Source organism: Cognatiyoonia koreensis, assembly GCF_900109295.1.
GTDB classification, from domain to species: Bacteria; Pseudomonadota; Alphaproteobacteria; order Rhodobacterales; family Rhodobacteraceae; genus Cognatiyoonia; species Cognatiyoonia koreensis.
On sequence record NZ_FOIZ01000002.1, the window covers coordinates 910946 to 936597 of the forward strand.

The 25652-nt window shown below is 54.7% G+C and carries 29 protein-coding genes; 17 read left to right on the plus strand and 12 right to left on the minus strand.

Annotated features, from left to right (window positions below; all coding sequences use genetic code 11):
* Positions 1 to 75: 75 nt before the first annotated feature.
* The 3 genes from BMY44_RS15950 to BMY44_RS15960 form a co-directional block, all read right to left on the minus strand.
* Positions 76 to 759, minus strand: coding sequence for a hypothetical protein (locus BMY44_RS15950; protein ID WP_089996892.1), 684 nt, complete (start codon positions 757 to 759; stop codon positions 76 to 78).
* Entirely contained in the window at positions 756 to 1643 is an 888-nt protein-coding gene (locus BMY44_RS15955; RefSeq protein ID WP_131801628.1) for a hypothetical protein, read from the minus strand. The genes BMY44_RS15950 and BMY44_RS15955 overlap by 4 nt, the downstream gene beginning before the upstream one ends.
* Before the next feature lie 343 nt (positions 1644 to 1986).
* Positions 1987 to 2301 carry a HigA family addiction module antitoxin gene (locus BMY44_RS15960; protein WP_089996894.1) on the minus strand — a complete coding sequence of 105 codons (315 nt, stop codon included), beginning with the start codon at positions 2299 to 2301 and terminating at the stop codon, positions 1987 to 1989.
* A 670-nt stretch (positions 2302 to 2971) separates the two neighbouring features.
* On the opposite strand from BMY44_RS15960, the gene BMY44_RS15970 reads away from it, so the two are divergent.
* The 3 genes from BMY44_RS15970 to BMY44_RS15980 are packed head-to-tail and all read left to right on the plus strand — an operon-like array spanning position 2972 to position 5616.
* Positions 2972 to 4303, plus strand: a complete 1332-nt coding sequence (locus BMY44_RS15970) for a nucleoside 2-deoxyribosyltransferase (RefSeq protein WP_089996895.1) — start codon at positions 2972 to 2974, stop codon at positions 4301 to 4303.
* Complete coding sequence (locus BMY44_RS15975) at positions 4300 to 4920, plus strand: 7-cyano-7-deazaguanine synthase (RefSeq protein WP_089996896.1); 621 nt, start codon at positions 4300 to 4302, stop codon at positions 4918 to 4920. The genes BMY44_RS15970 and BMY44_RS15975 overlap by 4 nt, the downstream gene beginning before the upstream one ends.
* A 15-nt stretch (positions 4921 to 4935) precedes the next feature.
* Complete coding sequence (locus BMY44_RS15980; RefSeq protein WP_089996897.1) at positions 4936 to 5616, plus strand: HhH-GDP family DNA glycosylase; 681 nt, start codon at positions 4936 to 4938, stop codon at positions 5614 to 5616.
* A 92-nt stretch (positions 5617 to 5708) separates the two neighbouring features.
* On the opposite strand, the gene BMY44_RS15985 is transcribed toward BMY44_RS15980, so the two are convergent.
* From BMY44_RS15985 to BMY44_RS15995, 3 genes are all read right to left on the minus strand, one after another.
* Positions 5709 to 6608, minus strand: a complete 900-nt coding sequence (locus tag BMY44_RS15985) for an HNH endonuclease (protein WP_089996898.1) — start codon at positions 6606 to 6608, stop codon at positions 5709 to 5711.
* An 81-nt stretch (positions 6609 to 6689) separates the two neighbouring features.
* Positions 6690 to 6986 carry a hypothetical protein gene (locus BMY44_RS15990; RefSeq protein ID WP_089996899.1) on the minus strand — a complete coding sequence of 99 codons (297 nt, stop codon included), beginning with the start codon at positions 6984 to 6986 and terminating at the stop codon, positions 6690 to 6692.
* Positions 6987 to 6990: 4 nt separating this feature from the next.
* Complete coding sequence (locus tag BMY44_RS15995; protein WP_165611869.1) at positions 6991 to 7413, minus strand: helix-turn-helix domain-containing protein; 423 nt, start codon at positions 7411 to 7413, stop codon at positions 6991 to 6993.
* Positions 7414 to 7781: 368 nt separating this feature from the next.
* On the opposite strand from BMY44_RS15995, the gene BMY44_RS16000 reads away from it, so the two are divergent.
* The 8 genes from BMY44_RS16000 (at position 7782) to BMY44_RS16035 (ending at position 15803) form a co-directional block, all read left to right on the plus strand.
* On the plus strand, positions 7782 to 8876 hold the full coding sequence (locus tag BMY44_RS16000; RefSeq protein WP_089996900.1) for a tyrosine-type recombinase/integrase: 1095 nt from the start codon (positions 7782 to 7784) through the stop codon (positions 8874 to 8876).
* A 260-nt stretch (positions 8877 to 9136) separates the two neighbouring features.
* The gene (uxaC, locus tag BMY44_RS16005; RefSeq protein WP_089996901.1) at positions 9137 to 10543 is read left to right on the plus strand and encodes a glucuronate isomerase; all 1407 of its coding nucleotides are present in this window, start codon (positions 9137 to 9139) and stop codon (positions 10541 to 10543) included.
* Positions 10544 to 10575: 32 nt separating this feature from the next.
* Positions 10576 to 10929 carry a cupin gene (locus tag BMY44_RS16010; RefSeq protein WP_131801629.1) on the plus strand — a complete coding sequence of 118 codons (354 nt, stop codon included), beginning with the start codon at positions 10576 to 10578 and terminating at the stop codon, positions 10927 to 10929.
* A gap of 14 nt (positions 10930 to 10943) precedes the next feature.
* Complete coding sequence (gene kduI, locus BMY44_RS16015; protein WP_089996903.1) at positions 10944 to 11771, plus strand: 5-dehydro-4-deoxy-D-glucuronate isomerase; 828 nt, start codon at positions 10944 to 10946, stop codon at positions 11769 to 11771.
* Positions 11768 to 12493, plus strand: a complete 726-nt coding sequence (kduD, locus tag BMY44_RS16020) for a 2-dehydro-3-deoxy-D-gluconate 5-dehydrogenase KduD (RefSeq protein WP_089996904.1) — start codon at positions 11768 to 11770, stop codon at positions 12491 to 12493. Before kduI ends, kduD begins: the two co-directional genes overlap by 4 nt.
* A complete protein-coding gene (locus BMY44_RS16025) occupies positions 12474 to 13883 on the plus strand; it encodes a mannitol dehydrogenase family protein (RefSeq protein ID WP_423219756.1) in 1410 nt (469 codons plus the stop codon). Before kduD ends, BMY44_RS16025 begins: the two co-directional genes overlap by 20 nt.
* The gene (uxuA, locus tag BMY44_RS16030; protein ID WP_089996905.1) at positions 13880 to 15031 is read left to right on the plus strand and encodes a mannonate dehydratase; all 1152 of its coding nucleotides are present in this window, start codon (positions 13880 to 13882) and stop codon (positions 15029 to 15031) included. Before BMY44_RS16025 ends, uxuA begins: the two co-directional genes overlap by 4 nt.
* A gap of 91 nt (positions 15032 to 15122) precedes the next feature.
* Positions 15123 to 15803, plus strand: coding sequence for a GntR family transcriptional regulator (locus BMY44_RS16035; protein ID WP_089996906.1), 681 nt, complete (start codon positions 15123 to 15125; stop codon positions 15801 to 15803).
* Between the two features lie 20 nt (positions 15804 to 15823).
* On the opposite strand, the gene BMY44_RS16040 is transcribed toward BMY44_RS16035, so the two are convergent.
* Both BMY44_RS16040 and BMY44_RS16045 read right to left on the minus strand, forming a co-directional pair.
* Complete coding sequence (locus BMY44_RS16040) at positions 15824 to 16528, minus strand: winged helix-turn-helix domain-containing protein (protein ID WP_207510566.1); 705 nt, start codon at positions 16526 to 16528, stop codon at positions 15824 to 15826.
* Entirely contained in the window at positions 16500 to 16781 is a 282-nt protein-coding gene (locus BMY44_RS16045; RefSeq protein WP_089996907.1) for a hypothetical protein, read from the minus strand. The genes BMY44_RS16040 and BMY44_RS16045 overlap by 29 nt, the downstream gene beginning before the upstream one ends.
* Before the next feature lie 148 nt (positions 16782 to 16929).
* Here BMY44_RS16045 and BMY44_RS16050 point away from each other — a divergent pair, with 148 nt between their 5' ends.
* From BMY44_RS16050 to BMY44_RS16065, 4 genes are all read left to right on the plus strand, one after another.
* On the plus strand, positions 16930 to 17430 hold the full coding sequence (locus BMY44_RS16050) for a hypothetical protein (protein ID WP_089996908.1): 501 nt from the start codon (positions 16930 to 16932) through the stop codon (positions 17428 to 17430).
* A 127-nt stretch (positions 17431 to 17557) separates the two neighbouring features.
* Complete coding sequence (locus BMY44_RS16055; protein ID WP_089997214.1) at positions 17558 to 18196, plus strand: ribonuclease HII; 639 nt, start codon at positions 17558 to 17560, stop codon at positions 18194 to 18196.
* Positions 18197 to 18284: 88 nt separating this feature from the next.
* On the plus strand, positions 18285 to 19394 hold the full coding sequence (locus tag BMY44_RS16060) for a site-specific DNA-methyltransferase (protein WP_089996909.1): 1110 nt from the start codon (positions 18285 to 18287) through the stop codon (positions 19392 to 19394).
* A gap of 197 nt (positions 19395 to 19591) precedes the next feature.
* On the plus strand, positions 19592 to 19996 hold the full coding sequence (locus tag BMY44_RS16065; protein WP_089996910.1) for a c-type cytochrome: 405 nt from the start codon (positions 19592 to 19594) through the stop codon (positions 19994 to 19996).
* 25 nt (positions 19997 to 20021) lie between these two features.
* Here BMY44_RS16065 and BMY44_RS16070 read toward each other — a convergent pair whose 3' ends face one another.
* Positions 20022 to 21164: an alkane 1-monooxygenase gene (locus tag BMY44_RS16070; RefSeq protein ID WP_089996911.1), complete on the minus strand. Its 1143-nt coding sequence runs from the start codon at positions 21162 to 21164 to the stop codon at positions 20022 to 20024.
* A 49-nt stretch (positions 21165 to 21213) separates the two neighbouring features.
* Entirely contained in the window at positions 21214 to 22212 is a 999-nt protein-coding gene (locus BMY44_RS16075; RefSeq protein ID WP_089997215.1) for an A/G-specific adenine glycosylase, read from the minus strand.
* 121 nt (positions 22213 to 22333) lie between these two features.
* Between BMY44_RS16075 and BMY44_RS16080 the strand changes: the two genes are divergently transcribed.
* Together BMY44_RS16080 and BMY44_RS16085 are read left to right on the plus strand one after the other, a co-directional pair.
* Positions 22334 to 22843, plus strand: coding sequence for a DUF721 domain-containing protein (locus BMY44_RS16080; protein ID WP_089996912.1), 510 nt, complete (start codon positions 22334 to 22336; stop codon positions 22841 to 22843).
* Positions 22844 to 22855: 12 nt separating this feature from the next.
* On the plus strand, positions 22856 to 23527 hold the full coding sequence (locus BMY44_RS16085) for a DsbA family protein (protein WP_089996913.1): 672 nt from the start codon (positions 22856 to 22858) through the stop codon (positions 23525 to 23527).
* On the opposite strand, the gene lpxK is transcribed toward BMY44_RS16085, so the two are convergent.
* Together lpxK and BMY44_RS16095 are read right to left on the minus strand one after the other, a co-directional pair.
* Complete coding sequence (gene lpxK / locus BMY44_RS16090) at positions 23524 to 24522, minus strand: tetraacyldisaccharide 4'-kinase (RefSeq protein ID WP_089996914.1); 999 nt, start codon at positions 24520 to 24522, stop codon at positions 23524 to 23526. The two genes, BMY44_RS16085 and lpxK, sit on opposite strands and share 4 nt — an antisense overlap.
* A complete protein-coding gene (locus BMY44_RS16095; protein WP_089996915.1) occupies positions 24523 to 25644 on the minus strand; it encodes a 3-deoxy-D-manno-octulosonic acid transferase in 1122 nt (373 codons plus the stop codon). It lies immediately after the preceding gene.
* Positions 25645 to 25652 lie beyond the last annotated feature (8 nt).

Here is a 25652-nt window from a genome sequence, read left to right on the forward strand (position 1 = left end):
CGGGGATGTGCTTTTCCAAGTTCGCTCCAAAACTCCTTTCCGATCTCGCCCCTACGCCCAAAGAACGTCCTGCAATCAGTTTCCTTGCTGTTGGCGGTGGTGCTGCCCCAGAAATTCGGAAAGAACCTTCCAAATACCGCTCGTACTAGGTTCAGCAACGTTCTCAATTCCCTCTTCAATCAGTTCGATTTCATCTGAGTCATCGCCCCAGCACATTGTTGTTCGGCCGGAGCCGTCGAAGTTTAGCTCCGCGTAGCCAGAAGGGCCGTGCCAGTACATTGCGATCTCCCCATCAGGGCTGGGTGCAGCACTTCGAGGTTCACTACCAGAAAACCGCCGTCGAAATTCATCCAGGAAGTTCAGCGTGGCGTAGATCGCAGGGAGTGGGATCTCTTTTGCCCCGTCTCCGTCCCAATCGTCGCTGTAGGAGAGAAATTCTCTGACGCGGGATTCCAGCCTTGATGCTTGGTCTTCAGTGTACTGATTTGACCACAACCGAGTTGCTGGAGCGGCTGTTGCGTTCGGTTCCACTCGACCCAACTCTCGAAGCCGGGCCCGATTGGCTGCATGCTCGTATTCGGCGATTGCAATACGCCCAGCATGCCGCGGTGCGTACCATGCATCGGCAGACTGTTCGACCTTGCTTACCCAGTCTCTTGCTTTGTATTCATCAGTATGGAGGTCGGACAGTTTTTCCAGTACGTCGGTCGCGGATATTGACCGCCAAGTTTGAAGTTCGCTTGTGCTATCTGACATCATTGCAGTCCAATGCTATTCGACATCTGGTCGTTCAAAATCTCGCTAAGTACGTCTTTATCTATCTGGTGTAGGCTCTGAAAATTATCCAGACCACGGTCCAAGATTTGTTTGCCAAGACCTTTCTCCCCAATCCACGGTTCGCGGTGTGAGGATATCTGATGGAAAAGCACCATAGAAAGGTCTCGGGTCTTTTCTTCGTCATTGTCACGAAGATCAGCATTGATCCGCGTAAGTACTCTGTGCCGAGAAGGTTCATCCCGTGTCTCGAAAAAACCTGTATGAAAGTGGAAATTCTCAACTCTGTCAAAAACATGGGAAGGAATGTATCGACTGCCTGGTCTAAGGATTCCACTAGCGTCAAACTCATCGTATTTTCCGGTCGCTCTGAACAGGTCCGTGTACTCGGAAGCGAACGAGATAACTGGATTGTCTTCCGGTACAAGGCCCATGGCCGCCCCAAGAAATTTTTGGGCATGAGGCCAGACTTCAGCCCATCGTGTATACCGACCAGCAAGAAAAAGGACTCGGCTTTCGTCGAATCTCAAGCCAAACTCAATCGATCCATCTTTCAGCAGTGCTTCATATGAAAGCCCTACGATACGCTCATCGTCAAACGCTACACGGTTAGAACCAGGTTGTAGAAGCACAGCATTCGAGACCGAGCGCCTTGGAAGTTCCTCGCGCCAGTTCCTCGAGTTATTGTCAAACCGTTGGAAGTCTTGCTCCGAAAAATCCTGTCGAAATTGAACAATGAAAACGACCCGCTGGAGTGCATTGTCGCTACGTCCTGACGCACTGTATTCCATCAAAACGAAGCTTTCATATTTGGGTACCTGATTGCGAGCGGCTTTGCGCCTGGTTTTGTTGAGAATGTATGGTGCCATTCCACTCTATGCAACTCCATCCCGCTCGAACCCAACCAAAATCACGACCGTGCCTCCGAATTTTTCGTCTGAAATTTCGTTGGTGCCGTTGGAACTACGACTGGCACTAGAGGAAAAATCATCTTATTTCAGAGGATTAGTCCCCTAGCAACCGTTCTGATACAGCGGATCTATGGCAAGATGACTGCTCTTCGGCGGCTTGACGGTATGCTGGATGTTCAGATTTGACAGGTCGCGAAACTATGCATTTTCGCCTTCCTGTGCACCACGGCCACTCATTTCGACTGCAGCGCTCTGAACGCTTAGTCCGATGCAGAAGCCATTGCGGCACAAGTGCTTGAAATCACACTTTGGGCCTATGTGGCAACTCGGCCGCAACGAGCGGTTCAATGTTGGATAAATCGACATCTTTGACAGCCTGCGCCATGTCGTAATTCGTCTGCAAGTTCATCCAGTAGGCCGGGGTGGTGTTGAACGCGCGGGCGAGGCGCAGAGCCATGTCAGGCGTAATCCTTGTGGTACCTTTTATCAGCCGTTCGATCCTCGTTCGAGGCACACGCAGATGCCGCGCAAAGGCAATAGCCCCCATGTCCAAGTACTCAAGATGGAGTTCTTTCAGGACTTCACCCGGGTGCATTGGTCTTTCAATCAGGCTCATTTACGAATCCTATCAAGGGCAATCGGCAATCTCGTCATTGGCCGTACTAACTGCACATAAAAGATGATCCGCCCAACAAATACGGTACCTTTGGAGCAAATGAAACATTCTTTGTCAGCACCTCGAAGATGTGAAACAGCGAGCGATCCCGATGCAAAAGGCGGGCGCAAGAGATAAGGCATTCTCGGCTGACGTGATGTAGGACGGTGCCACCAACAACTCTAAATTGCACATTGCAATGCGAGATCATCTCGTAAATGATCCACCTGTTTACACAAGATATTGATTTGGGGATTGAGATGGGCAGCACGGGATCGGGACGTTTTTCAGACTACTCAGGAACAGGCGGGGACACAGGCGCTGGCGGCGGTGGGGCAAGTGGAGAGGATCGTTGCAACCGTGCATTTGCATGCGTCTTGGAGGAAGTCGAGCAATGTGATTACTTCACGGCAAATCAAGACGTCCCACCAACAAACACAGCATTGACGCTGGAGCTGCGCGGAAGGCTTATGGCTATCGATCCAAACGATTTAAGCGTAGGTGCGCTTCCTACTCGCCTCAATTATCTTGCCGATTGTCTAGGCGCGGGCTTCTCTTACGACGGGCGTGTGATAGCTTCTACGTCGGGTTCAGTAGCCTCAGTGAACGTGGACTTCGGCCCTCGTCAGCCATGAACCGCAGTACTGACCTGTTGCTAATGGGGGAAGTCTTTGTAGATTTTACCCTCCCGAATGCAAGTGCTCAAAGTAAATTGCGGCTGGGAGGCATTGTCCACGCTGCACGAGGTTTGTGGGCCGTTGATCAGAGTTTTGCTGCAGCTGTAGTGTGCCCTGCGTACCTCGTTGATAATGCGAGAAAGTATCTTGAGCATCTCGGATGCACGGAGTTCATTTGGGTGGCCGATGTAGAAGGTTCACCCAATGTAATGGCCATTGGTGATCCAACAGAAATTGCCGATCAAGGATACCAAGACATTCTAAGGGACGAGAAATCGGTTAATTTCCTTGAACACAGTGCAGACATCGGAAAGTTCAAAAGGTGCCTTCTATTCCCTGGTAAGTTTGATCTGCCAACGGTTGCTGACTTAATCTCTGATGACGCGGAAGTAAGTTTCGATATCGCGTACGATCTTCCGGAGACAAAGCCACTAGTGGCATTTAAGGGTCGCATACACGCACTGATTACCTCTACGTCGTCCAGCTTGTTTTTGGAGAACGCGGCTACTGATGTCACGTGTTTGATTAATGATCTTCGTCAGTTTTCCCCAACATGCATTCTGTTGAAAGAGAACCGTGGTGGAAGCCGTCTTTTCGATCTTGATAGCGATACGGTCGAAGAAATTCCTGCTTTGCTTGGAGAAACAGTCAATTCGGTTGGTGTCGGCGATGTATATTCGGCGGTTTTTGTTTCGCTTATCGACGCGGGCATGCGGGATGCAGGTTGGAAAGCTGCTCGCGCCGCAACGTGCTATGCCCAAACCACGTTTCCTGATGATTTTAAACGAGACGTGGGGCGGAGCCTCACTCTCTCAGTTGATCAGATGCATGACCTTGGTGGAACTTTCGTGCCTTGGCATGGTCGCCCAAAACTCCAAATCTACTTCGCTGCCCCTGACTTCACCTACATTGACCGGAATTTTATTGATCAAGCACTTGAGGCCCTCGCTTACCATAACTTCAAAGTCAGACGTCCTGTTTTTGAAAATGGCGAACTAGAGAGAGACAGCACAGTTGATCAAATGCACACGATGTTCACGGCTGACATCGCACTGCTTAAAGACTGTGAAATTGTCTTTGCTGTGCCTTTGACACGTGATCCCGGAACCTTAGTCGAAATGGGATGGGCTATGGCCACTGATGTTCCTGTTATCACTTTCGATCCACTACGGGAGAACACTAACACAATGGTGGTCGCTGGGAGCAAGGCATACTCAGATAAACTCGATATCTGTCTCAACGGCCTTTTCGAGGCCATGTCTAGCATCAGAGCATCCCGCCAATGAAACGCGCACTTGTCATGGTATCAGGCGGTCTCGACTCGACCACGGTATGCCATTTGCTCGTCAAAGCAGGTACTGAGGTTCACCCAATATTCTTCGATTACGGTCAGCATTGTGCGGAAACTGAGTGGGCCAAGGTCAACGAGGTGCTGCCCACGGAGGTATTGCCACCAGAGCGCATAAATCTGTCGGATATCTTTAAGGGTTCGACGTCGCGAATGATCGTTGAGGCAGACCTTTGGACCGAAGCTGTTGTAGATGACGATCTGTATATCCCATACCGAACGATGTTGTTCTTCGCTTCTGCAGCCGCTCGAGCACAAACCGTTGGTATCCTTGACGTCTACTCGGGGTTCATAAACAGCAATCACGCCAAGGAAATCGACTGTAGTACCGAGTTTATGAATGGTCTCGATGAACTATCCGTCGGTGTTGGAGCGGTTAGATTTCACGCGCCTTTCGGAACTTGGTTAAAGAGCGATGTCGTGCGCGAAGCCGTTAAGTTGGGGGTGCCTGTAGGGCGCACGTTCTCGTGTCAGGCTTCAAGCTCATTTCCTTGTGGGGCTTGCCCGAACTGCGTAGAGAGGCTTAACGCTCTTACAGAGGCTGGCATTGCGTGATTTTGGGGGACTCGTATGCAAGAACAGACTGACTATTCCAACGCTCTGTACGCTGCTAGGTGTATTGCAGACCATGCGGTCGGAGAAGGCATCTTAAGAGCGAATGTTCCTGTCCGCCCAGTCTATCACCACATGGGTGCAGTTCTTGCTGATTCGGTTCTCCAAGCGGGTTTAAACTACTCAACGATTGTTCGGCCTCGCGTGCAGGCGATATTGGAAATCTTCCCACACGCCACGACGTTAAATGCCGTCACGCAGATCATTGAGACGCAAGGCAGCGGAAAATTCCTTCAATGGAGGCACGAGGAGAAGGTTTCCCGCTTTGATGACCTTGTGGAATTCCTTGTCGGGTCTCGTATTGAAGATACCTCGGATTTGAGCGAAGCGCTGCTTGATGATGCCTTTCGCATTGATATTCGAGAAGTTAGAGGCATTGGCCCGAAGACAGTGGACTATATGGCCTGCCTAGTTGGTGTCGATTGCATTGCTGTTGACCGTCACATCAGAGGGTTCGCTGAATTGGCCGGGTTAGAAGAGGATGGCTATGATTTTCTGCGTGACACATTCAGTTTTGCAGCGGATCTTTTGAGCATTTCGCGCCGGGAATTTGATGCTTCAATCTGGCATTTTCAGGCAACGAAAAACTCTCGTCAGTTGTTCCTTGATTTCGATTGTACACCTAGTAGCGAAATCTAAGTCCCAGATAACAAATAGACACCAATGCAGTATGGTAAACGCTCGCTGTAAGACAGCAGTATCGCGGCACTCTCAAAGTTTGGCTTGGGTTGTTAGTGTTTGAAGCAATTCTCTCGGTGCCAAGTCACAAATTCCCCTCTAGGGCGGTTTGCCAGGCGACCAGGTGCCAAGAGCTTACCGGAAGAATTAACCATCGCTGTCACCGCTTTCAGGTCGTTACTCTGCCTCGACACTAAAATGGAGAGATCATCGGCCAGCCCCACCAGCCCACGATCAAACATCCAGTGTGCGGTTCCAGAAAGCGCTAGCCCATTGCTCACGATATCGGGCCCATCATGCTCGACGGGCCTGATGTGGGCGGCTTCAACCTCGGCCCGCCCGCCACCGTTGATCAAACGTAGACCTGTGATAGCGCAGCGCTCGCCATATGCGCGCAGCACGTTTTTTCTAAAGTTCCGGTCCCGAACCGCTCTGTTGGTAAGTTGATTTATGCGCTCGCGCGCAGGCAGGTGTTGGAAGGGGGCTTGGTCATCTTGAAAGCCAATAGTAGCCTCAAGGTCTCCCACACGCGGCAAAACATCGTCTTCAGCGCCTAACCCGCGCTCGATGATCCTAGCGAAGTCTTCATTCGATAGCGTTCTGACAGCTGCTTGTGCACGGCCGGACATGCGGCCTTCATCGTTCAGCAGGCCTCTCTCAACGATGTTTTTGACGTCGCGGAACGGCACAGGATCGCCGAAATCGAGATACGTTCTGGGCTCGATCACGGCCAAGTACATATCAGATTTTCGTGGGTCAGAAATGATCTCTTGCACCTTTGCGACAGCGAAGTACCCCTTCGTGTCTTTCACCTTGCTTGGCTCAAGATAGACTATCCAGTCGCCTTCGCACTGCTGAGCGCGGGACAGATATTGGCGAGGGAACTGATAGCGTTCGGAGGGAACGTCATCGTAGATCGAGTCACTGCGGTGAATGAACACTCCGAAGGCCATTCAGGTTAAGCCCTTTCGCAACGTGCGCGAGCATCGTGTGCCAGGTTTGATTCATCCCAGCCGCTCATCATTGCAGTGTCGTCATTCACGAAGGAGCTTTCCCAGGCGTCGGTCGGTGAAGTGCAGGGTAAATGCTGATCCTGTCAGAACAGGCACTAGTAGACCGGCAGCGGCTACAAGCAGAACGAAGGCTCCAGAAGCTAGCGAGAATTCGCCGGTTTTACCGAATAGGTTCAGGCGCAGAAATCCGGCCAAGTAGAGCGCGCTGGCTCCGAGAAGTGCGAGGTGAACGACCTCCAAAGGTTCGATCATATTGCGGCGCGCGCGTTCCAGTGATGCGCGACGAAGTTTCTTCCATTGGTCGCTTGGTTTTTGCATTTGCTTACTCCCTTACGAGTTCGATCCAAGTGTGAACGTCATCATCCGTTACTTCCCGCCCCTCGACATGCGACTGGTACCAACGCGCAACGATTGCGCCGCGCTTTTCACTTTTGACTTTAATTTTTTCCGCCTTGAGGTGCTGATCGAGTGAGGTCTCGATCTCCTTCAAAGCATTGAAATCGTGGCCTGCGCGTATCGCCTTGGTGCCCAATAGCAACCAGGGCACATCGACATCGAATTGCTCACCAAAGGCCACCAAGGCTTCAACCGGAATGCCGCGCTGGCCCTTCTCGTAGCTGTGATATGCCCTCGGTGAGACACCAAGCGCTTCAGCCATCGCGGCCTGAGATAGACCCGCTTCATTGCGCGCAATGGTTAGACGCGCACCCATCGAAGCAAACAATTCAGCATCTTTCCGCGCCATGTGCAGTTTCCGTTTGACGAGATCGTAATTTTTCGCGAACATTGCAAAAAATGACGAACTATTCCGGTTAATCCCATCTCACCACGTCAAATGGTGCTTAACAAGCGATTCCATGCGGCGTGCAGTTTTTCACTTAAGCGGACAAGGACGACTGAAATGACAGAGACCGACAAATCAGACAGCTCGCAAATCCTCGGCCTTGGGAAAAAGCCTTCCGAATGGGTCGAGCTGATGGCGGATATGGGCATCGACATTTCTGAGCGGACCTTGCGCGAGCGGGCAAACGACACAGGGGCATTCTACCGTCTTGGGCGGACTATGCTGATCACGCCAGCGCAGATCGACACGATTTTTGAAGGAGGTCAGTCATGCCGCTCCAAATCTACAAGAGGGGTCGCTTCTACTGGGCCAAGGGTTGGGTCGAGTACAACGGCAGGCCCATCGCAGGTCCATACAGGCGAAGCACTAAGGCATCTTCAGAAGCAGGCGCACGGGACTGGATAAACCGCGAGACCGAGCTTCAGATACGTCGCCATGTGGTTGGTGACGAGCCCAGCAAGACGTTCTCGGATGCAATCATGCTCTACAACGCTGCACCAAAGACCGCGAAGCAGTTGATCCCCATTGTCGAAGAGATTGGCGACATGCCCCTAGGTGCGATCTCTGGTGCCCTTCTGAAAGGCCTTGGCCCGAAACTCAAACCGAAAGCTTCGACTGACACTTGGTGGCGCGAGATCGTGACGCCAGCGAGTGCGGTCATCAACAATGCGCATGAGCTGGAAGGCACGCCGCTGATCCGGGTGAAGCCGTATGACAAATTCGAGCGCATTGCCCAGGACAAGCGACGCGGGAAGATCAGCCGCGTGGAACGCAAGCCTGCCGACAAGGAGTGGATCGAGGCCTTCTGCCGCGCCGCTGATCCTTACAACGCCGCATTGGTCCGCTTCATGTTTGAGACGGCGGCGCGAATCGATCAGGCTGTCTCGATTGAGCCTGACGATCTGCGACCCGCCGAGAACAAGGTCAGGGTGAAGGCGCAGAAGGGCCACCCGGAAAGCTGGATCACCGTTTCGCCACAGATGATGGACGAGCTTCTGGCGCTACCGCCGAAGCGTCCCAAGAACCGCAAGACCGGTAGGTTCATGAAACCGCGTGTCTTCGGCTATGGAAGTTCGACAGGCTACAACACGCGTTGGAAGACGATCTGCAAGAGCGCGGGCATCCCGTACCTGTCAGCACACCCGGCGGGGCGGCATGGGTTCTTCACTGAATTGGTCGTTCGCCAGGGCGTCGATCCTGTCACTGCAGCCAAAGCTGGCCGCTGGTCTGACCCCAATTTGCCAATGCGCATCTACGCCCACGCAGAGACGGATGAGGCCGATGTCAGGGCCCGTTTTCGTACAAACCACGTACAGGCGGACACTGTACAAATACCCAAGAGCAAGAAATCACAGAAGGAATAGCGCTATGAACGGTTCCCTCCTAAGGGGCAGGTTGCAGGTTCGAATCCTGCCGGGGTCGCCATTTCTTGTTTTTGCTAGGGGGAAGATTGAATACTGGCTTGCCCTCGGATGTGTGAAGTCGTCCTATCACAAGTGCGAGCAAAACCTCTTTAATCATCTGGTTTGACACAACTGACATACTAGAATATCATTGCGAGGCAAAGGCGCTTTCAGGTGTAATTCCTGACGGTAGACCTCTGAAAGCGGCGGGAGGGCGGCAGATGAAAAACCTTGATCCTGCACGCCTGTTACCCACAGACCCTGAAAGCCAGAAAATTGCTCAGGAACTGTATGATGACATAAGCGCGTTGCCGATTATTAGTCCTCATGGGCACACCGATCCTGCATGGTTCAGCCAGGATTTGCCTTTTCCCGACCCGGCGCAACTGTTCGTAACACCAGATCACTATGTCTTCCGAATGCTCTTCTCTCAGGGGATTTCTCTGGATGCGCTTGGCATTCCGCGTGCGGATGGACGCGCGGTAGAAAGCGACGGGCGCGCCATTTGGCGTTTATTTGCGAGACATTATTATCTGTTTCGCGCAACGCCATCGCGCTTGTGGATCGATCATGCACTGTCGGATGTGTTCGGTGTCACCGACACTTTATCCACTGATACCGCCGACGCGATCTATGATCATGTTGCGGATTGCCTAGCGCAGCCCGAATATTTGCCGCGCGCGCTCTTTGATCGTTTCGGAATAGAGGCATTAGCGACCACAGATTCCGCTCTGTCGTCGCTTTCCGATCATGCCGCTATAAAGAACGACGCTTGGGATGGTCGGGTCATCCCGACCTATCGGCCTGACTCAGTTATTGATCCGGATGCACAGGATTTTGCGGCCAATCTTGCGACCTTTGCGGATTTGACGGGCGAGGACACAGAGGACTGGCGGGGTTATCTGAACGCCCATCGAAAGCGTAGGCTTTTCTTCAAACAGTTGGGTGCCACTGCGACAGACCATGGCCACCCGACACCCGAGACTGCTGACCTTACCCCGAAGGATGCGGCAGATCTTTTCCATAAGGTGCGCTCTGGCGATGGTAGCGCGCAGGATCACGCGTTGTTCCGCGCGCAAATGCTAACCGAAATGGCTGGGATGAGCGTCGACGACGGATTGGTCATGCAGGTCCATCCTGGATCAAATCGCAACCATGCAGACGCAATCTTCAGACAATACGGCCCCGACAAAGGTTTCGATATTCCGCGCGCGGTCGATTTCACGCGAGCGCTGCATCCGCTTCTGAATAGGTACGGGCTGGATCCGAACCTGACACTGATCATCTTCACGCTCGATGAAACAACCTATGCCCGCGAACTCGCTCCAATGGCAGGTGTTTATCCGGCGTTGCGCATCGGTCCTGCTTGGTGGTTCTTTGACAGCCCCGAAGGAATGCGCCGTTACCGAGAAGCCACCACCGAAACTGCTGGTTTTTATAATACTGTCGGATTCAACGACGATACCCGTGCATTCTGTTCGATTCCGGCTCGCCATGATGTCGCCCGCCGCGTCGATTGTGCTTATCTCGCCTGGCTTGTAGCTTCTGGGCGGCTGAACATGTCGGATGCAGCCGAGGTCGCATACGACCTCACGTACCGGCTGCCAAAGCAGGCCTATAAGCTTTGATCAAAGAGCAATTTCTTGGGAAGAAGGATGGTATGACGACGATCAGAACGATGCTCGGTGCCTTGCTCGCTTCTTTTTCCTTGGCCACAGCCGCCGCCGCAGAATTCGGGGTCACCCTCCGCTCTTCCAGTACAGATCCCAACCGTTATCCGACTGTTGCTGCAGTCAAGCACTTGGGTGACTTTTTGAAACTCCGGTCCGACGGGTGGATTTGTGTTGGAGTCTTTTACTCCGGTCGATTTCGGTTTTCGATAGACGGCACGGAATTCAAAGTCGGGCCCGCTGACAGCTGCGTCACCTCCTCTAATGCCGTACACGATCGCACATTTTTTGAGGACGGTGCGCTGATTGACTGTTTTACTCCACGCCGCGACGATTTTCTCTGAAAGGACGCCTACCCATGACGCTAAAGACCGAAACCCGCTATGCCATTGACCCGGAATACGCAAAGGGCATGGATACGACCGAACTGCGTAAGCATTTTCACAAGGACGGGCTGTTCGCGGACGGCGAAATCAACCTTGTCTATACACATTATGATCGCCTGATCCTCGGGTCGGCAGTTCCTGCTGGCGGCACACTCACGCTCGACCATGTGGCCGAAACCGGCACCAAGAGTTTCCTGGAGCGACGCGAGATGGGCATCTTGAACATTGGTGAAACTGGTCAGATCAATGTCGGCGGCGAAACGCATACGCTCGACAATGGAGAGCTTCTTTACGTCGGAATGGGCGCTGGTGACGTGACCTTCTCTGGTGGCGGACGCTTTTACATCACCTCTTCCCCCGCGCACCGGACCTGCCCGACGAAGCTGATCAAACTCGCTGACGCACGCCGTGTCGAGATGGGCAGCCGCGAAACTGCGAACGAGCGTGTCATCATCCAATTCCTGCATCCAGAGGTCTGTGAGACCTGCCAGCTGTTGATGGGCTATACCCAGTTTCAGGCGGGCAGCCTTTGGAATACGATGCCAGCACATCTGCATGACCGCCGAATGGAAGCCTATCTCTATTTCGATGTCCCCAACGACGCGCGTGTCTTCCATTTCATGGGTAAACCAGAAGAAACCCGCCACATCGTCATGGCAAACGAAGAGGCTGTGATCTCTCCTCCGTGGTCTATCCACTGCGGCGCTGGGACAGCGGCGTATACGTTCTGCTGGACAATGGCGGGAGACAACGTCGACTTCGGTGACATGGACATGGTGGCGATGGGGGATTTGCGATGAACCCTTTCTCGCTCGAGGGCCAGACAGCATTAGTGACAGGAGCGAACACTGGAATCGGTCAGGCGATTGCGGCCGCCATGGGGCGTGCGGGGGCACATGTGATCTGCGCGGGACGGTCCTCTTGTGCTGAAACAGTTGGGATGATCGATAGCGCAGAAGAAATGACGCTCGACTTTGAAGACCCGATGGCCGCAAGGGAAGTTTTTTCAGATCGCCACGTCGATATTCTCGTGAACAATGCGGGGATTATCCGTCGCGAGGACAGCGTTGATTTCTCCGAAGCGGATTGGGATGCGGTGATGGACGTCAACCTAAAGGCCCTGTTCTTTACGACGCAGGCATTCGCCAAGGCCGCCTTGCCACGCGGTGCGGGGAAGGTGGTGAACATCGCATCACTCCTTTCGTTCCAGGGCGGCATCCGTGTGCCAAGTTACACTGCGTCCAAGCACGGTGTGGCGGGCCTGACCAAGATCCTCGCCAACGAATGGGCGGCGCAGGGTGTAAATGTGAACGCAATCGCGCCGGGCTACATCGAAACCAACAACACCGAAGCCCTCCGCGCCGACAAGAAACGTAACAAATCGATCCTGGATCGCATTCCGGCCGGCCGCTGGGGCAAGGCCGATGACATCGCCGAAACGTCGGTGTTTCTGGCATCGCCTGCCGCCAACTACATCCATGGCGCTGTGCTGAACGTGGACGGTGGCTGGCTTGCCAGATAGACGGCGGCTCGTGCCTTCTGGTGCGGCCCGTCCAACCACGCGTATCGTGCATTTGGGGCTTGGCGCATTCTTCCGCGCGCATGTTGCGTCCTACCTTCAGGATTTGGGGGGCTGGGGCGTGATCGCAGTCAGCCTGCGGAGCCCTGATGTGCGCGAAAAGCTGAAACCGCAGGATTGCGTTTATACCGCCGCAGAACTGGCCGAAGGCACGATCAAAACGCGCCTGATCGAGGTCGTGCGCGACGTCTTGGTTGCTCCGAAAGATCAGCAAGCAGTCATTGATGCAATGTGTGATCCGACCATTTCCTTGGTGAGCCTGACAGTCACTGAAAAGGGCTATTGCCACGATCCTGCAACCGGTGAACTGAACTGGGACAATCCCGATATCGTCCACGACCTGACGCATGATTTGCCGCGTTCAGCGCCCGGGTTCATTGTGCACGCCCTACAGTCCCGGCGAGCAGCGGGCGTGCCACCATTTACCGTCCTCAGCTGCGATAACCTGTCCGACAATGGAGCATTGATCCGGCGTGTGACACTTGCATTCGCGGAGCAGGTCGATCCTGCTTTGGCCAACTGGATATCAGAGACCTGCGCGTTCCCCGCTACCATGGTCGACCGCATCGTGCCTGCAACGACCGATGTCGATGTTGCCACAGTTACAGGGCTCATCGGATCACACGACGCTGCACCTGTCATGCACGAACCGTTTCGGCAGTGGGTGATCGCTGACTGCTTTCACAATGAAACATTTCCGCCGTTGGACCAAGTCGGGGTTCAATTCGTTTCAGACGTTGCACCTTTCGAAGACATGAAATTACGCATGCTGAACGGAACGCATTCCGCACTGGCCTATCTTGGATACCTCGTTGGACATCGCACCGTGGCAGAAGCAGTGACTGATCCTTTGTTCGCCGACTTCGTGCGACACCTTTGGACGCATGAAATCGGACCGACCGTTGCCGCTCCTGAAGGAACTGACCTTTCGGCTTATGCCGAGACCCTGATGTCTCGCTTTGCCAATCGGGGTGTTGCGCATTCGCTTGGGCAAATCGCGATGGATGGCAGTCAAAAGCTACCGCAACGATTTCTGGCTCCCATCAAAGAAAGGCTTCGTGAAAATCAACGCTGTGACGGGCTGATACTGTGTGTTGCGGCTTGGATGGTTTATGTCTCTGGCCAAGCTGGAAAAATCGACGTGCGCGATCCACTTGCAGAACGACTGAGTTTGGCATCAGCCGACCCTGAAAAATCCGTGGACAACATTCTGGCACTGCGCGAGATTTTCGAACCGGCACTTGCAGAGAAGCTGAAGGTGCCGCTGAACCAGTATTATGCAGACCTGCAGCAGCATGGCGTGCGGGATTGCATCAGAAAGGTGCTCTCATGAAGGAAACATGGCGCTGGTACGGTCAGTTCGACAATGTTTCGCTTGCCGAAGTCCGGCAGACGGGCGCGGCTGGGATCGTGACATCACTGCACGAAATTCCATACGGTGAAGTCTGGCCGCGTGAACGCATTGCGGCGGTTAAGGCCAAGATCATGGCCGCCGGATTGACATGGGATGTCGTCGAAAGCCTGCCGCTGCATGAGGCTTTCAAGAAAGGTGACGCGACTCCAGAGCTTTTTGCAAACTACCGTCAGAGTATGACGAATCTGGCCGCCGAAGGGATCACCACGATTTGCTACAACTTTATGCCATTGCTGGACTGGACACGCACCGACTTGCACGCGCCCGTTCAGGGGGGCGGCACCTGTTTGCGGTTCGAGGCGTCTCGTATGGCAGCATTCGAAATCCATATGCTGGGACGGGATGCGGCGCGGGATGAATACCACCCCGACGCGGTCGCGGAAGGCGATTCATGGTTTCAAGCCTCGGCTGATGACGATCGGGCAGCCCTGTTGGCCGCTATCATGTCGGGACTGCCTGGCGCATTTGACCGTTACGATGTCGTGGAACTGCGCGCCGCGCTCAAAGATTACGCAGGGATCAACAAAGCGGCGCTACGTGCACATTTCAAATTGTTCCTCGAAGGTGTCGTGCCTGCTGCCGAGGACCTTGGCATCAAGTTATGCGTCCATCCTGATGATCCACCGCGCGATATCCTTGGCCTGCCGCGGATCGTATCTGACGCGGACGATATTGCGTGGATCATGGACGTGGTTGATAGCCCTTCAAACGGGTTGACGCTATGTTCCGGATCGCTGGGGGCGAACCCCGAAAACGACGTGCCTGCCATCGCTCGGCAGTTTGGTGAACGCATCCATTTTGCTCATCTACGCAATGTCCGCAAATATCCAGATGGATCGTTCGAGGAAGCACCGCACCTGGATGGCGATACGGACATGGTCGCACTTGTCCGGGTTTTGCTGGACGCTGAAGCAATACGCAGCGTAACGATCCCGTGGCGGCCAGATCATGGGCACGAATTGCTGATGGACAGTGAACGGGCGAACCCGCCGGGATATCCATTGATCGGGCGTCTGCGTGGCCTTGCCGAACTGCGCGGCGTTGCGCGAGCGCTGGAGCACGGCTGATCCGGTGAACGCATGGCGCAGATGCAAGACGTCTTGCATCGCGGACCTTTCTTCTGTGGTCAGATGTTATGGCAGATGGTAAACAATATGCATGTCAGGATTATCCAACCTCATCGATCGCCGCACGAGCGCGGATGTCGTTTTTGACGCGCTCTATGATGAAATTGTTTCACTCCGAATGTTACCTGGTGCCAAAATTTCCGAAGCGGAGATCGCAGCAACTTATGGGGTTTCGCGTCAACCGGTACGCGATGCGTTCCGTCGGCTTGGCAACATGGGCTTTCTTCTGATCAGACCACAAAAGGCGACGGAAATTCAGAAGTTCTCTGTTGCGGCAATCACAAGTGCGCGCTTTCTGCGCACAGCGGTCGAAATCGAAGTTGTGAAGCGTGCCGTGGAGCGTTGGACGGACGGGCAGGCGGCGGCATACCTCGAAAACCTCGCAGAGCAGGATAACGCCGTTCATAACCATGATGCTGACGCGTTTCACGAACTTGATTTCGATTTTCACAGGCAGTTATGCGGTACAGCCGGTGCCGCGTTTGCTTTTGACGATATCATGGAAAGCAAGGCACAGGTCGACCGGCTCTGTTTGCTGTCGATGATGGATAACGACGCGATGGCGACACTTGTCAGTGATCACCGTGCCATCTTCAACTGTCTGAAAGCGCGTGACAGTGTGGCTATCGAAGCTGCGGTACGTCTGCACATGACAAGGCTGGACGGGACGATTAAGCGGGTTCGTGAATCACATCCCGATTACTTTATCTAAATCGACCTGACCCGAAAGGGTCAGACCATCTTGATGACATCCTTGTCGATCGCCAGCATGTAACCCTTGCGGGCGATGTTCTTGATCAGCAGTTCGCTCATCATCTGGTTGCCAAGTGTATCGCGCAGACGTTTGATGCGCGTGGCACCTGCGGCCTCGTCACAATCGGCAGCATCGCGGCCTGAAATAACGCCTTCGATCTCGGCACCGGTCATGACGTCGTCATCCATTCGCGCTTCGGCCAGCACTGACAGGGTTTCTATTGCGGCCTCTGTCAGTTTGAATTCAAAATTGTTAAGGTAAACTGCCTTTTGGTCGCGACTGATTAGCAGCGAATTGACTTCGATCCCCTTGCGTTCAATCTGGCCCATGCGACGGGTCAAGGCAATCAACATGACTAAAAACGCGATCGCGGCAACAAGCATTGCTGTGGCGAAGACAAGCAACACGAATATGACGAAACGATAAGACGACAGTGTATCGGAAAACGCCGTGCCTGATCCGGCAAGGATTTCCAACAACTTGATTTCAGCATTGCTCGTCAGATTGTCGTTCTCAACGAACAGCTGCTCGACGCGCATATTGAATGCGTTTGCGTCTGGCAGATTGATAAACAGCAAGACGGCAGCAATCAGCAGGATCAGCACGATGGCGGCAATGCCCGCAACGACGATCCGGTTACCAATTTCGCGCGCTTCAGTAGCGGAGGTAGTATTCACCCGCACTTTCCTTTCGTTCCTCTAACCCGGCATCATCAAAGACGCCCAGCACATTCAACAATTGCCAGCCATCCGAAGCCAGACGACCTTCAAGCTGCTGTTCGGCAGACTGGACAGAACAGTCACCGTCCACTTCGGCAACGCCGTAATGTAGCCGTAGCGGATCATCCTGCTTTGCCTTGTAGTCCGCGTAACAGGCCGCTTGGGCGGCGCTGCAGGTGATCATCAGGATCATGGTAAGGAATGAAAGTTTCTTCATATCTGCATGTGTCCGGCTTTCGGCCTGATATTCAATATCGAAACACGTTAGCGCGCCTGCAATCGCATAACCATCCCCCGTTATTGTCTGGCGCAGTCCATCGCATCCAATCTTTGTTCATCACCACGAACCTGGAAAGGGAAATACGATGTTCAAGACACTGACCGCGGGTCTGATGGCCCTGACACTCACCTTTACAAGCGCAACATCCGTGCAGGCCCAAGGCCTGACAGAGGAAGATGTGGGCAAGCTGATCTTTGGCCTTCTGGCGACAGCGGCTATCGCGACGGCGATCAAGAACAATCAGGATGACCGTGCAGACCGACCGAACACGCACCAACCGCGCGTCGAACGGCGTCAACCGAAACCACGCGGCGTGATACCCGAACGGCGCAACCCCCGTCACGAACGCCAGCCAAATCGTCGCAATGAAGCACGCACCGTGTTGCCACGTGCTTGCCTCGACAACTTCGAAGGCCGCTTCGGTACGCAGCGGATGTTGAACCGCCGGTGCCTGACCCGCAATTTCGCTTATGCCAATGATCTGCCGCGCCGCTGCGAGGTGCGTGTCTTCACCAACCGCGGACCGCGCAATGGTTTTGATCCGCAATGCCTGCGCCAGCAAGGTTACAGCATTTCGCGCCGCTGATATCGTTTTGACAGGATGGCTGGTCCCCTTTGGCATCTTGTCGACCTGCGGGGCAAAGGGTTCGGATATCACCCTTTGCCCTGCCTTTTTGCTTGAAGCGAATGGTTGCATCTGGTTTCGACCTGGTATGAAACAGCCCGAACCAGATTTCGAATTCGAGACAAACGCCTACAAGCATGGTTTTCTTGCAGTCTGTGGTGTGGATGAGGTCGGACGCGGGCCGCTGGCCGGACCCGTGACCGCTGCTGCGGTAATCCTCGATCCCGCAAATATCCCGGAAGGATTGAACGACAGCAAAAAGCTGTCCGTGAAGAAACGCGAAGCGCTGTTTGACTTGTTGATGATCCAGGCGCATGTCGCGATCGGAGAGGCGTCCGTCGCCGAAATCGACGAGCACAACATCCTGCGCGCATCGCATATGGCGATGGTCAGGGCGATCGCAGGATTGAAGACCAGAGCTGACTACGCCCTGATTGACGGCAACCAGACGCCGCGCGGGCTGACGATCAGATCAGAGACTCTGGTGAAAGGAGACAGCCGCTCTCTGAGCATTGCGGCGGCCTCAATTGTGGCAAAAGTTTGGCGTGACAGATTGATGGTGACTCTCTCGCAACAATATCCGCACTACGGTTGGGAGACGAACGCAGGCTACGGCACAAAAGTTCATCAAGAGGGACTCAAAAGCCACGGTGTAACTCCACATCATCGACGTTCCTTCGCCCCCATACACAACATGTTGTGGCAAGAGAAAAACTTAAGCCGTTGATTCATTAAAGTTATTGTCAGGGACTCGTGCTTGAATCATCTTTGTCTCAACCACAGAGCGGGCCCACCCGCCGGGACAGAGGCAGACGATGAAAACGAAATCAAAGGGGGCAGAAGTGAAGTCACTTCCGCTCAACCAAATCCTTGACGGTGACTGTATCGAAGTCATGAACAGCCTGCCAGAAAGCAGTGTTGATCTGATCTTTGCCGATCCGCCTTACAACCTTCAGTTGCGTGGTGATTTGCATCGTCCCGACAATTCCAAAGTCGATGCGGTCGATGATCATTGGGACCAGTTCGACAGCTTTAAAGTTTACGATAAATTCACCCGCGCGTGGCTTACCGCCGCACGGCGTTTGCTTAAGCCTGATGGCGCGATCTGGGTCATCGGATCTTACCACAACGTGTTCCGCATGGGAGCAGAACTTCAGAACCAGGGATTCTGGATCCTGAATGATGTGGTTTGGCGCAAATCGAACCCGATGCCGAACTTCCGCGGCAAGCGTTTCACGAATGCACATGAAACAATGATCTGGGCGTCCAAGGCCGAAGGCAGCAAATACACTTTCAATTACGAAGCGCTGAAAGCGTTGAACGAAGGTGTGCAGATGCGGTCTGACTGGGTTCTGCCCATCTGCACGGGTCACGAGCGTCTGAAAGACGAAAACGGCGATAAGGCGCATCCGACACAAAAGCCCGAAAGTCTGTTGCACCGCGTGCTGATCGGCTCGACCAATCCGGGCGACGTGATCCTTGATCCATTCTTTGGGACAGGCACCACCGGCGCAGTCGCTAAAATGCTTGGACGGGACTTCATCGGGATCGAACGTGAAGAAACCTACCGTGAAGTCGCGAAAAAGCGTCTGTCGAAGATTCGCAAGTTCGACAAGGAAGCGCTTGAAGTCACGCAATCCAAGCGCGCCGAACCACGTGTCGCATTCGGCGTTCTGGTCGAGCGCGGGATGCTGCGTCCGGGCGAAGAACTCTGGTCGCTGAATGGTCGCCACAAGGCCAAGGTCCGTGCTGACGGCACGCTGATCGGGGACGATATCAAAGGATCAATACATCAGGTCGGAGCGCACCTTGAGGGTGCCCCAAGCTGCAACGGCTGGACCTATTGGCAATTCAAGCGCGACGGACAGAAGGTGCCGATCGATCTGCTTCGCCAGCAAATCCGAGCCGAGATGGCCAAACACTAACACGGGAATACCGCCGGTGCCTGTGGCCCGCTTGTCCCAACGAGGACAAGACCACTCGCACATAACTTCACCCCGCCCTTGTGGCGGGGTTTTTTCTGTTGGCGCGGCGACGCGAGTGGCCACTCATTGATATTCCTCAAACGGCCCAGCGGCCGGCCAATTATACTACTCACATTAAGCCAGCAAAGGAGAAAGGGATGAAAGACATTCGTCTAGGTAACGGGATTGCGGCTGTTCTCTTGGTCGTATCAGGATCGGTCGCCTTCGCGGACAGCGAATTGGGCGCAAATACCTATAATCAGTACTGTGCCACCTGCCACGGCGCGTCCGGCATGGGGGATGGTCCGTTGACTGAACACATGCTGATCAATGTGCCGGACTTGACACAGCTCGCGGCTGATAACCAAGGGGACTTCCCGCTACTTCGGGTCATGCACATCATTGATGGGCGAACCGGTTTACGTGGCCATGGCGGGCCAATGCCTGTTTATGGCGCGCTGTTTGACGAGGATGCGGATGAAAGAGCCTATGGCTCGGTATTCTATACGCACGCCAAGATTCTGTCGTTGACGCGCTATCTCGAAAGCATTCAAGCCGAATGATATTAGTAGGGTTCGTCGAACCCGGCTATCGCGGCATCGGGTTTGTGCCGTTCTTGTAAGGCGTCCAGTCTTCGATCTCCGGATAATAGCGCGCGCGCCACGCTTGCACACGCGGGTTCATCATCCGCCGCCATAGCGTGGGCGACACCGCGACCATTGTCATGACCGGATAGCCATAGGGCAGTTGCGGCGCGTCATTTTCTTCGTAGGTCTGCAAAAGCGGGAATCGCCGATCGGGTTTGTAATGATGGTCAGAATGCCGCTGCAGATTGATCAGCAACCAGTTCGATGCCCGGAACGAGGTATTCCACGAATGGCGCGGAAGGACATGTTCGTACTTGCCGTCACCAAGATGCTTTCGTGTCAGGCCGTAGTGTTCGATGTAATTCACCAGTTCCAGCTGGAAGAACGCCCAAAAAGCCTGCGTGGCAAAAAGGATCACGCCCCACCAGCCACCAATGGCGGCTGCTACGGTAATGAACCCAAGCTGAAGCGCCCAATATCGCCAGAAGGGATTGGATAAATCCGTCCAAGGCTTGTTTTTTCGCGCCAGCATCGCTTTCTCGGCCTCGAAAGATGACACAAGGGATTCCTTCAGAACGCGCGGAAAAAATCGCCAGAAATGTTCATTGTAGCGGGCTGTCACCGGATCCTTTGGTGTGGCGACATAGCGATGATGCACCAGCAAATGCTCAGACCGGAAATGAGAATAAAGCACCGACGCGAGCAGTATATCGGCAAGCCAGCGTTCCAGCTTTGGTTTTTGATGCATCAATTCATGGCTGTAATTGATACCGATGGTTCCAGAAATGACGCCGATGCCTGCAAACAAGGCCCATTCTTCCCAGCCTGCCAGATGATCGGTGTTCACAACGTAAATCATGATGCTCAACATCGTCAGGATCTGCACCGGTGCCCAAATGATGGTGATCGCCTTGTACCAGAACAGTTCCGCTTCGGCGGTCTGTGGATCGGCGTTGTCTTTGTTCAGGCCAATCAGCAGATCGAGGAACGAGAAAAGATACCAGGTCAGCACAGGCATAAACAGAAGCGTCCAGCCGCCGTAAGCTGCTGCAATCCAGGCAAATGGAATAAGCCCCAGTGAAAGCCAGAATGGCAAGGCTGGCCCAAGCTTCGCAAATCCGGATGCAGATGGAATCGATGTCATGGTTGCTCCTGTCCCGGTGATTGCAGGATAGTCATCCGGTGTCTCCCGCTCAATCGTGGCGTAGCGTCGCGGCGGCCAAATCGAAGACCTTTCGCATCACGGTTGGCAAAGCAGACGGGCTAAAGTCGTCATGCGCAATGAATTGTCCACGATCAGGCAACACTATCCGATCAACTTGGGCCGTAAGCACCTCCAGATGCAGATGGAAATGCGTGAAGGTGTGCCGTGCCTGTGCGTCCAGCGCTGTCCAGTCCGCGGCAAGCGGCGGATCGGGATCCGGGGACTCGCCCCACTCCGATCCCGGCCAGCCCAGCATACCGCCTAAAAGTCCATTCTCGGGGCGTGTTTCCAGCAACCATGCGCCGTCTTCGCGCCGTGCGACGTAGGCGATCCCCTTGCGTGTCGGAATTTTTTTCTTTGGCGTTTTCTTCGGCAACGCCTGTGCCGTCCCTGCGATCCGCGCCTTGCAGGGTGTGCGCCAGGGACAGATACCGCAAGCGGGATTGCGGGGCGTGCAAATCGTTGCGCCAAGGTCCATCACGGCTTGGGCATAATCACCAGCGCGATGCTGAGGAGTGAGGCTTCTGGCGTAGTCCATCAGGATGGGTTTGGCTGCAGGCAGGGGCGTGTGTTCATCGTTGAGGCGCGCCATGACGCGTTCGACATTCCCATCGAGCACCGTTTCGGGCAGGTCAAATGCAATCGCCGATACAGCAGCGGCCGTATAAGGGCCGATACCGGGAAGGGTCAGAAGAATATCATGGTCTGCTGGAAATTGGCCGCCATGATCGGCAACGACAGTGCGTGCGCATTTCAGCAGATTGCGAGCCCGCGCGTAATAACCAAGCCCGGCCCATGCCGCCATGACGTCAGCATCATCCGCAGCGGCAAGATCGGACACGGTCGGCCAGATCCGTGTGAATTTCACAAAGTAGTCTTTGACCGCGGCAACGGTCGTCTGTTGTAACATGATTTCCGACATCCAGACAAAGTAGGGATCAGGCCTGTTGCCTGCTTTGCGATCAGCAGGCGAAATGCGCCAAGGCATGGTGCGCGCGTGAACATCGTACCAGTCCAGCAGATCATCGCTCAATTCACGCAATATTTATGGCTCCAATTCGATCTGCCGCTGACTTGGCCTTCAACAGTCCTTAGACTAGAACGCAGACATGAAACAACCACGCCGCCACAGTACAACCAAAGGGTTTTCCCGCGCCGTCTCTTTGATGCAGACGCGCATCCGCAAGGCAAGCGAAGGGCGTGGCTTTTCGCAAACACGACTTTTGACCCACTGGGAAGAAATTGTCGGGCAGGACACTGCGCGGATCGCGACACCCGTGAATATCTCATATTCGAAAGGCGGAATGGGCGCGACACTCGTCATTCTGACCACTGGCTCTCAGGCCCCAATGCTGGAAATGCAAAAAGAACAGATTCGCGAGAAAGTGAATGCCTGCTACGGGTACCGCGCGATCGCTCGCGTTAAGATCACGCAGACAGCGCCCGTGGGCTTTGCAGATGGCCGTGTCGCGTTCACACCTGCACCGCAAAAGACAAAGATTATCGACGCTGCCGTCAAGGAATCCGCAAAATCAATGGCAGCACCCTGCCAAAGCGATGCTCTGCGCGAGGCCCTAGAGACATTGGCGAGAAACGTCTTATCTAAGAATAAACCATAATCAGAGGTTACTATGAAACGCAGAACACTCCTTACCGCCACTGGCGCGATCCTGGCGGCTGGCGCAGGCTGGCTCGTGCTTCAGCCGGGTCCAAATGGCGAGGCTTCGAACTTGCTGGCGGGAATTGCCAACGCACAGGACGGCACGGGCGATCCGGACTCTATTCCTGACATGGTGCTGGGCGCAGAAGATGCGCCGATCGAAGTCATTGAATACGCGTCTTACACCTGCCCGCATTGCGCTAGTTTCCATTCTGACCAGTTCAAGCAACTCAAGGCGAACTATATCGATACTGGCAAGGTTCGATTCATCTATCGCGAGGTATATTTTGACCGGTTCGGGCTTTGGGCATCAATGATTGCCCGCTGTGGCGGGGAATCCCGCTTCTTTGGAATCACCGATCTGATCTATCAAAAACAGCGTGACTGGACGGCAAGCGGCGATCCAGCCGTGATCGTGGATGAGTTGCGCAAGATCGCCAAAACGGCTGGTCTCAACGAAGCAGCTCTGGATGCCTGCATGTCCGATGGTGAAATGGCTGAAAGCCTTGTCGGCTGGTTCCAAACGAACGCTGAACGCGACGGAATCACTTCCACACCGTCCTTCCTGATCAATGGTGAGAAGTATTCGAACATGGCCTATCCGGATTTCGCCGCGATCCTGGACGAAAAACTGGCCGGTTAATCCGGTGATCTAAGGCCAAGCCGTTGCAGTTGCGCATCCAGTGCGGTCCAGTCATCCAGCACCAACCGCACCGGAAACGGCAGGACTTTTGCGCGAAAGGCGCCGGGCAAACGCGCGGCGTCTTTTTCCGTTGTCACAAGCTGCGCGCCAGCGGCTCTCGCTTCGGCTTCAAGCCGCGCCATCAACGCGGGCGTGAGTGGCTCATGGTCCTCGAGCGCGTGAGTCTTGACGACCAGCGCACCGGCCATGTCCAGTGTGCGAAAGAATTTTTCGGGATGCCCAATACCAGCAAAAGCCAGCACCCGAAGCCCCTTCCAGGGCATGCCTGTCAACAGCGGGTGCACCTGTCCGCTGAGGTGCGGCAGTGTCACAGGCCAGAGCGCATGGAATTTTTCCTGCGCGTCCGGCGGACCGATCGAAAGTAAAAGATCGGCACGGTCAAGCCCAGTGTTAATCGGTTCGCGCAGTGGTCCTGCAGGGATGACCCGTCCGTTCCCAAAGCCACGAAAGGCATCGACGACAACAATGGAAACATCTTTTTCTACTGCCGGATTCTGAAACCCATCGTCCAGCACGATCACATCCGCGCCGGCATCTTGGGCTGATTTCACACCTGCGGCCCGGTCTTTTGCGACCCAAACCGGCGCGAACGCCGCTAGCAATAGTGGTTCGTCACCGGTTTCATCAGCTTGATGTGATTCAGGCAGGACTCTGACCGGCCCTTTCAAGGATCCCCCATAACCGCGCGAAATGACATGCGGCCGGTGACCTGCCGCTGTCAGCCGTTCGATCAGGGCGATCACCGTCGGTGTCTTCCCGGTGCCGCCAATATTGATGTTGCCCACGCAAATCACCGGAACCGCTGCCTTGAAGGGCGAACCGCGTGAAAGCCTGATTTTGCTGGCAAAAGCATAGAGGGCGCTGAATGGTGCGAGTGCTCGTGCCACAAGGGCGGGCTTGTCGGGTGGATCATACCAGAACAGCGGCGCGGGCATTTAAGGAGCCTCGCCATCGATTAGATGTTGCAGAATTGCAGACACAAGGGCCGCTGTGGCAGCCCCCCGTGATGTAATGTCCCAGCCGGCGTTTGCTTTCGCGGCTGCCTTGTCGACAGACAGCAATTGCGCCACAGCTTCACCCAAGGCGGCGGGTGTCATTATTTGCAAGGTGGCATCGACACTCATCAGCTTCCGGAAGCGCTCCTGATATTTGCCCTGTGCAGGCCCGTGAATCGTCACCGAGCCCAGCGCTGCGGGATGAAACGGGTCATCGCGTGCCCCGCTATTGAAGGTCCCACCCAGAAAAGTGATGGGCGCGATACGATACCAAAGCCCCATGCTGTCGTCGTCATCCGCCAGATAGACTTGTGTTGATTCCTCGGGTTCTGCACCTGCTGACCGCAATGATGTATTAAGCCCTGCCGCGCGGCAGGTATCCGCGATCGCGCGACCTGATCCGGGCTGCGTTGGTGCGATTATCAGCAACAGACGATGCGCACGACGCGCGGCTTCGCGGTGGGCCTGACAAAGCATTTCGACATCTTCGGGTTGGGTTTCGGCGGCCAGCCAGACAGGGCGCGTGCCAAGAACTTCTGCCAGTTCCCGGCGGTCACTTTCGCGATAGGGCAGAACAGTGCTGGAATCACCCAAGGATCCGGCGATCTGGATCACATGATCAGGAACACCGGCCTGCACGAATGCCGACCTGTCACGCATGTCCTTCAGAAAGACTGCATGCAGCTTGGCAAGATGCGATCGTCCCCGGCCCGGCAACCATCCGCGAGCAGGGCCATCCAGCATACTGGCGCTCCCTTCAAGAACGACAATCGGAAGATCGACGGCGTGGCAAGGAGCAAGGATATTCTGATCCAACAAACCACCCACCCACAAGACGGCGATCGGGCGATGGGCAAAGATGAATTGCCGGGTATTCCGCTGGGTCGTGGGTGTTTTCAGTACACCTTCATCCCGCGGATCGGGCAAGGAGCAAAGGAACTGCACCCGATCCCCGTCTTGGCGCAATGTCTGTTCCAGTTCCGCGACCTGCTCGATCTGATTTGGGGACGAACACCGCGCCCAGATCACATGCTGATTTTGCCGAACATGCGACTGGGGCATGGCGCGTG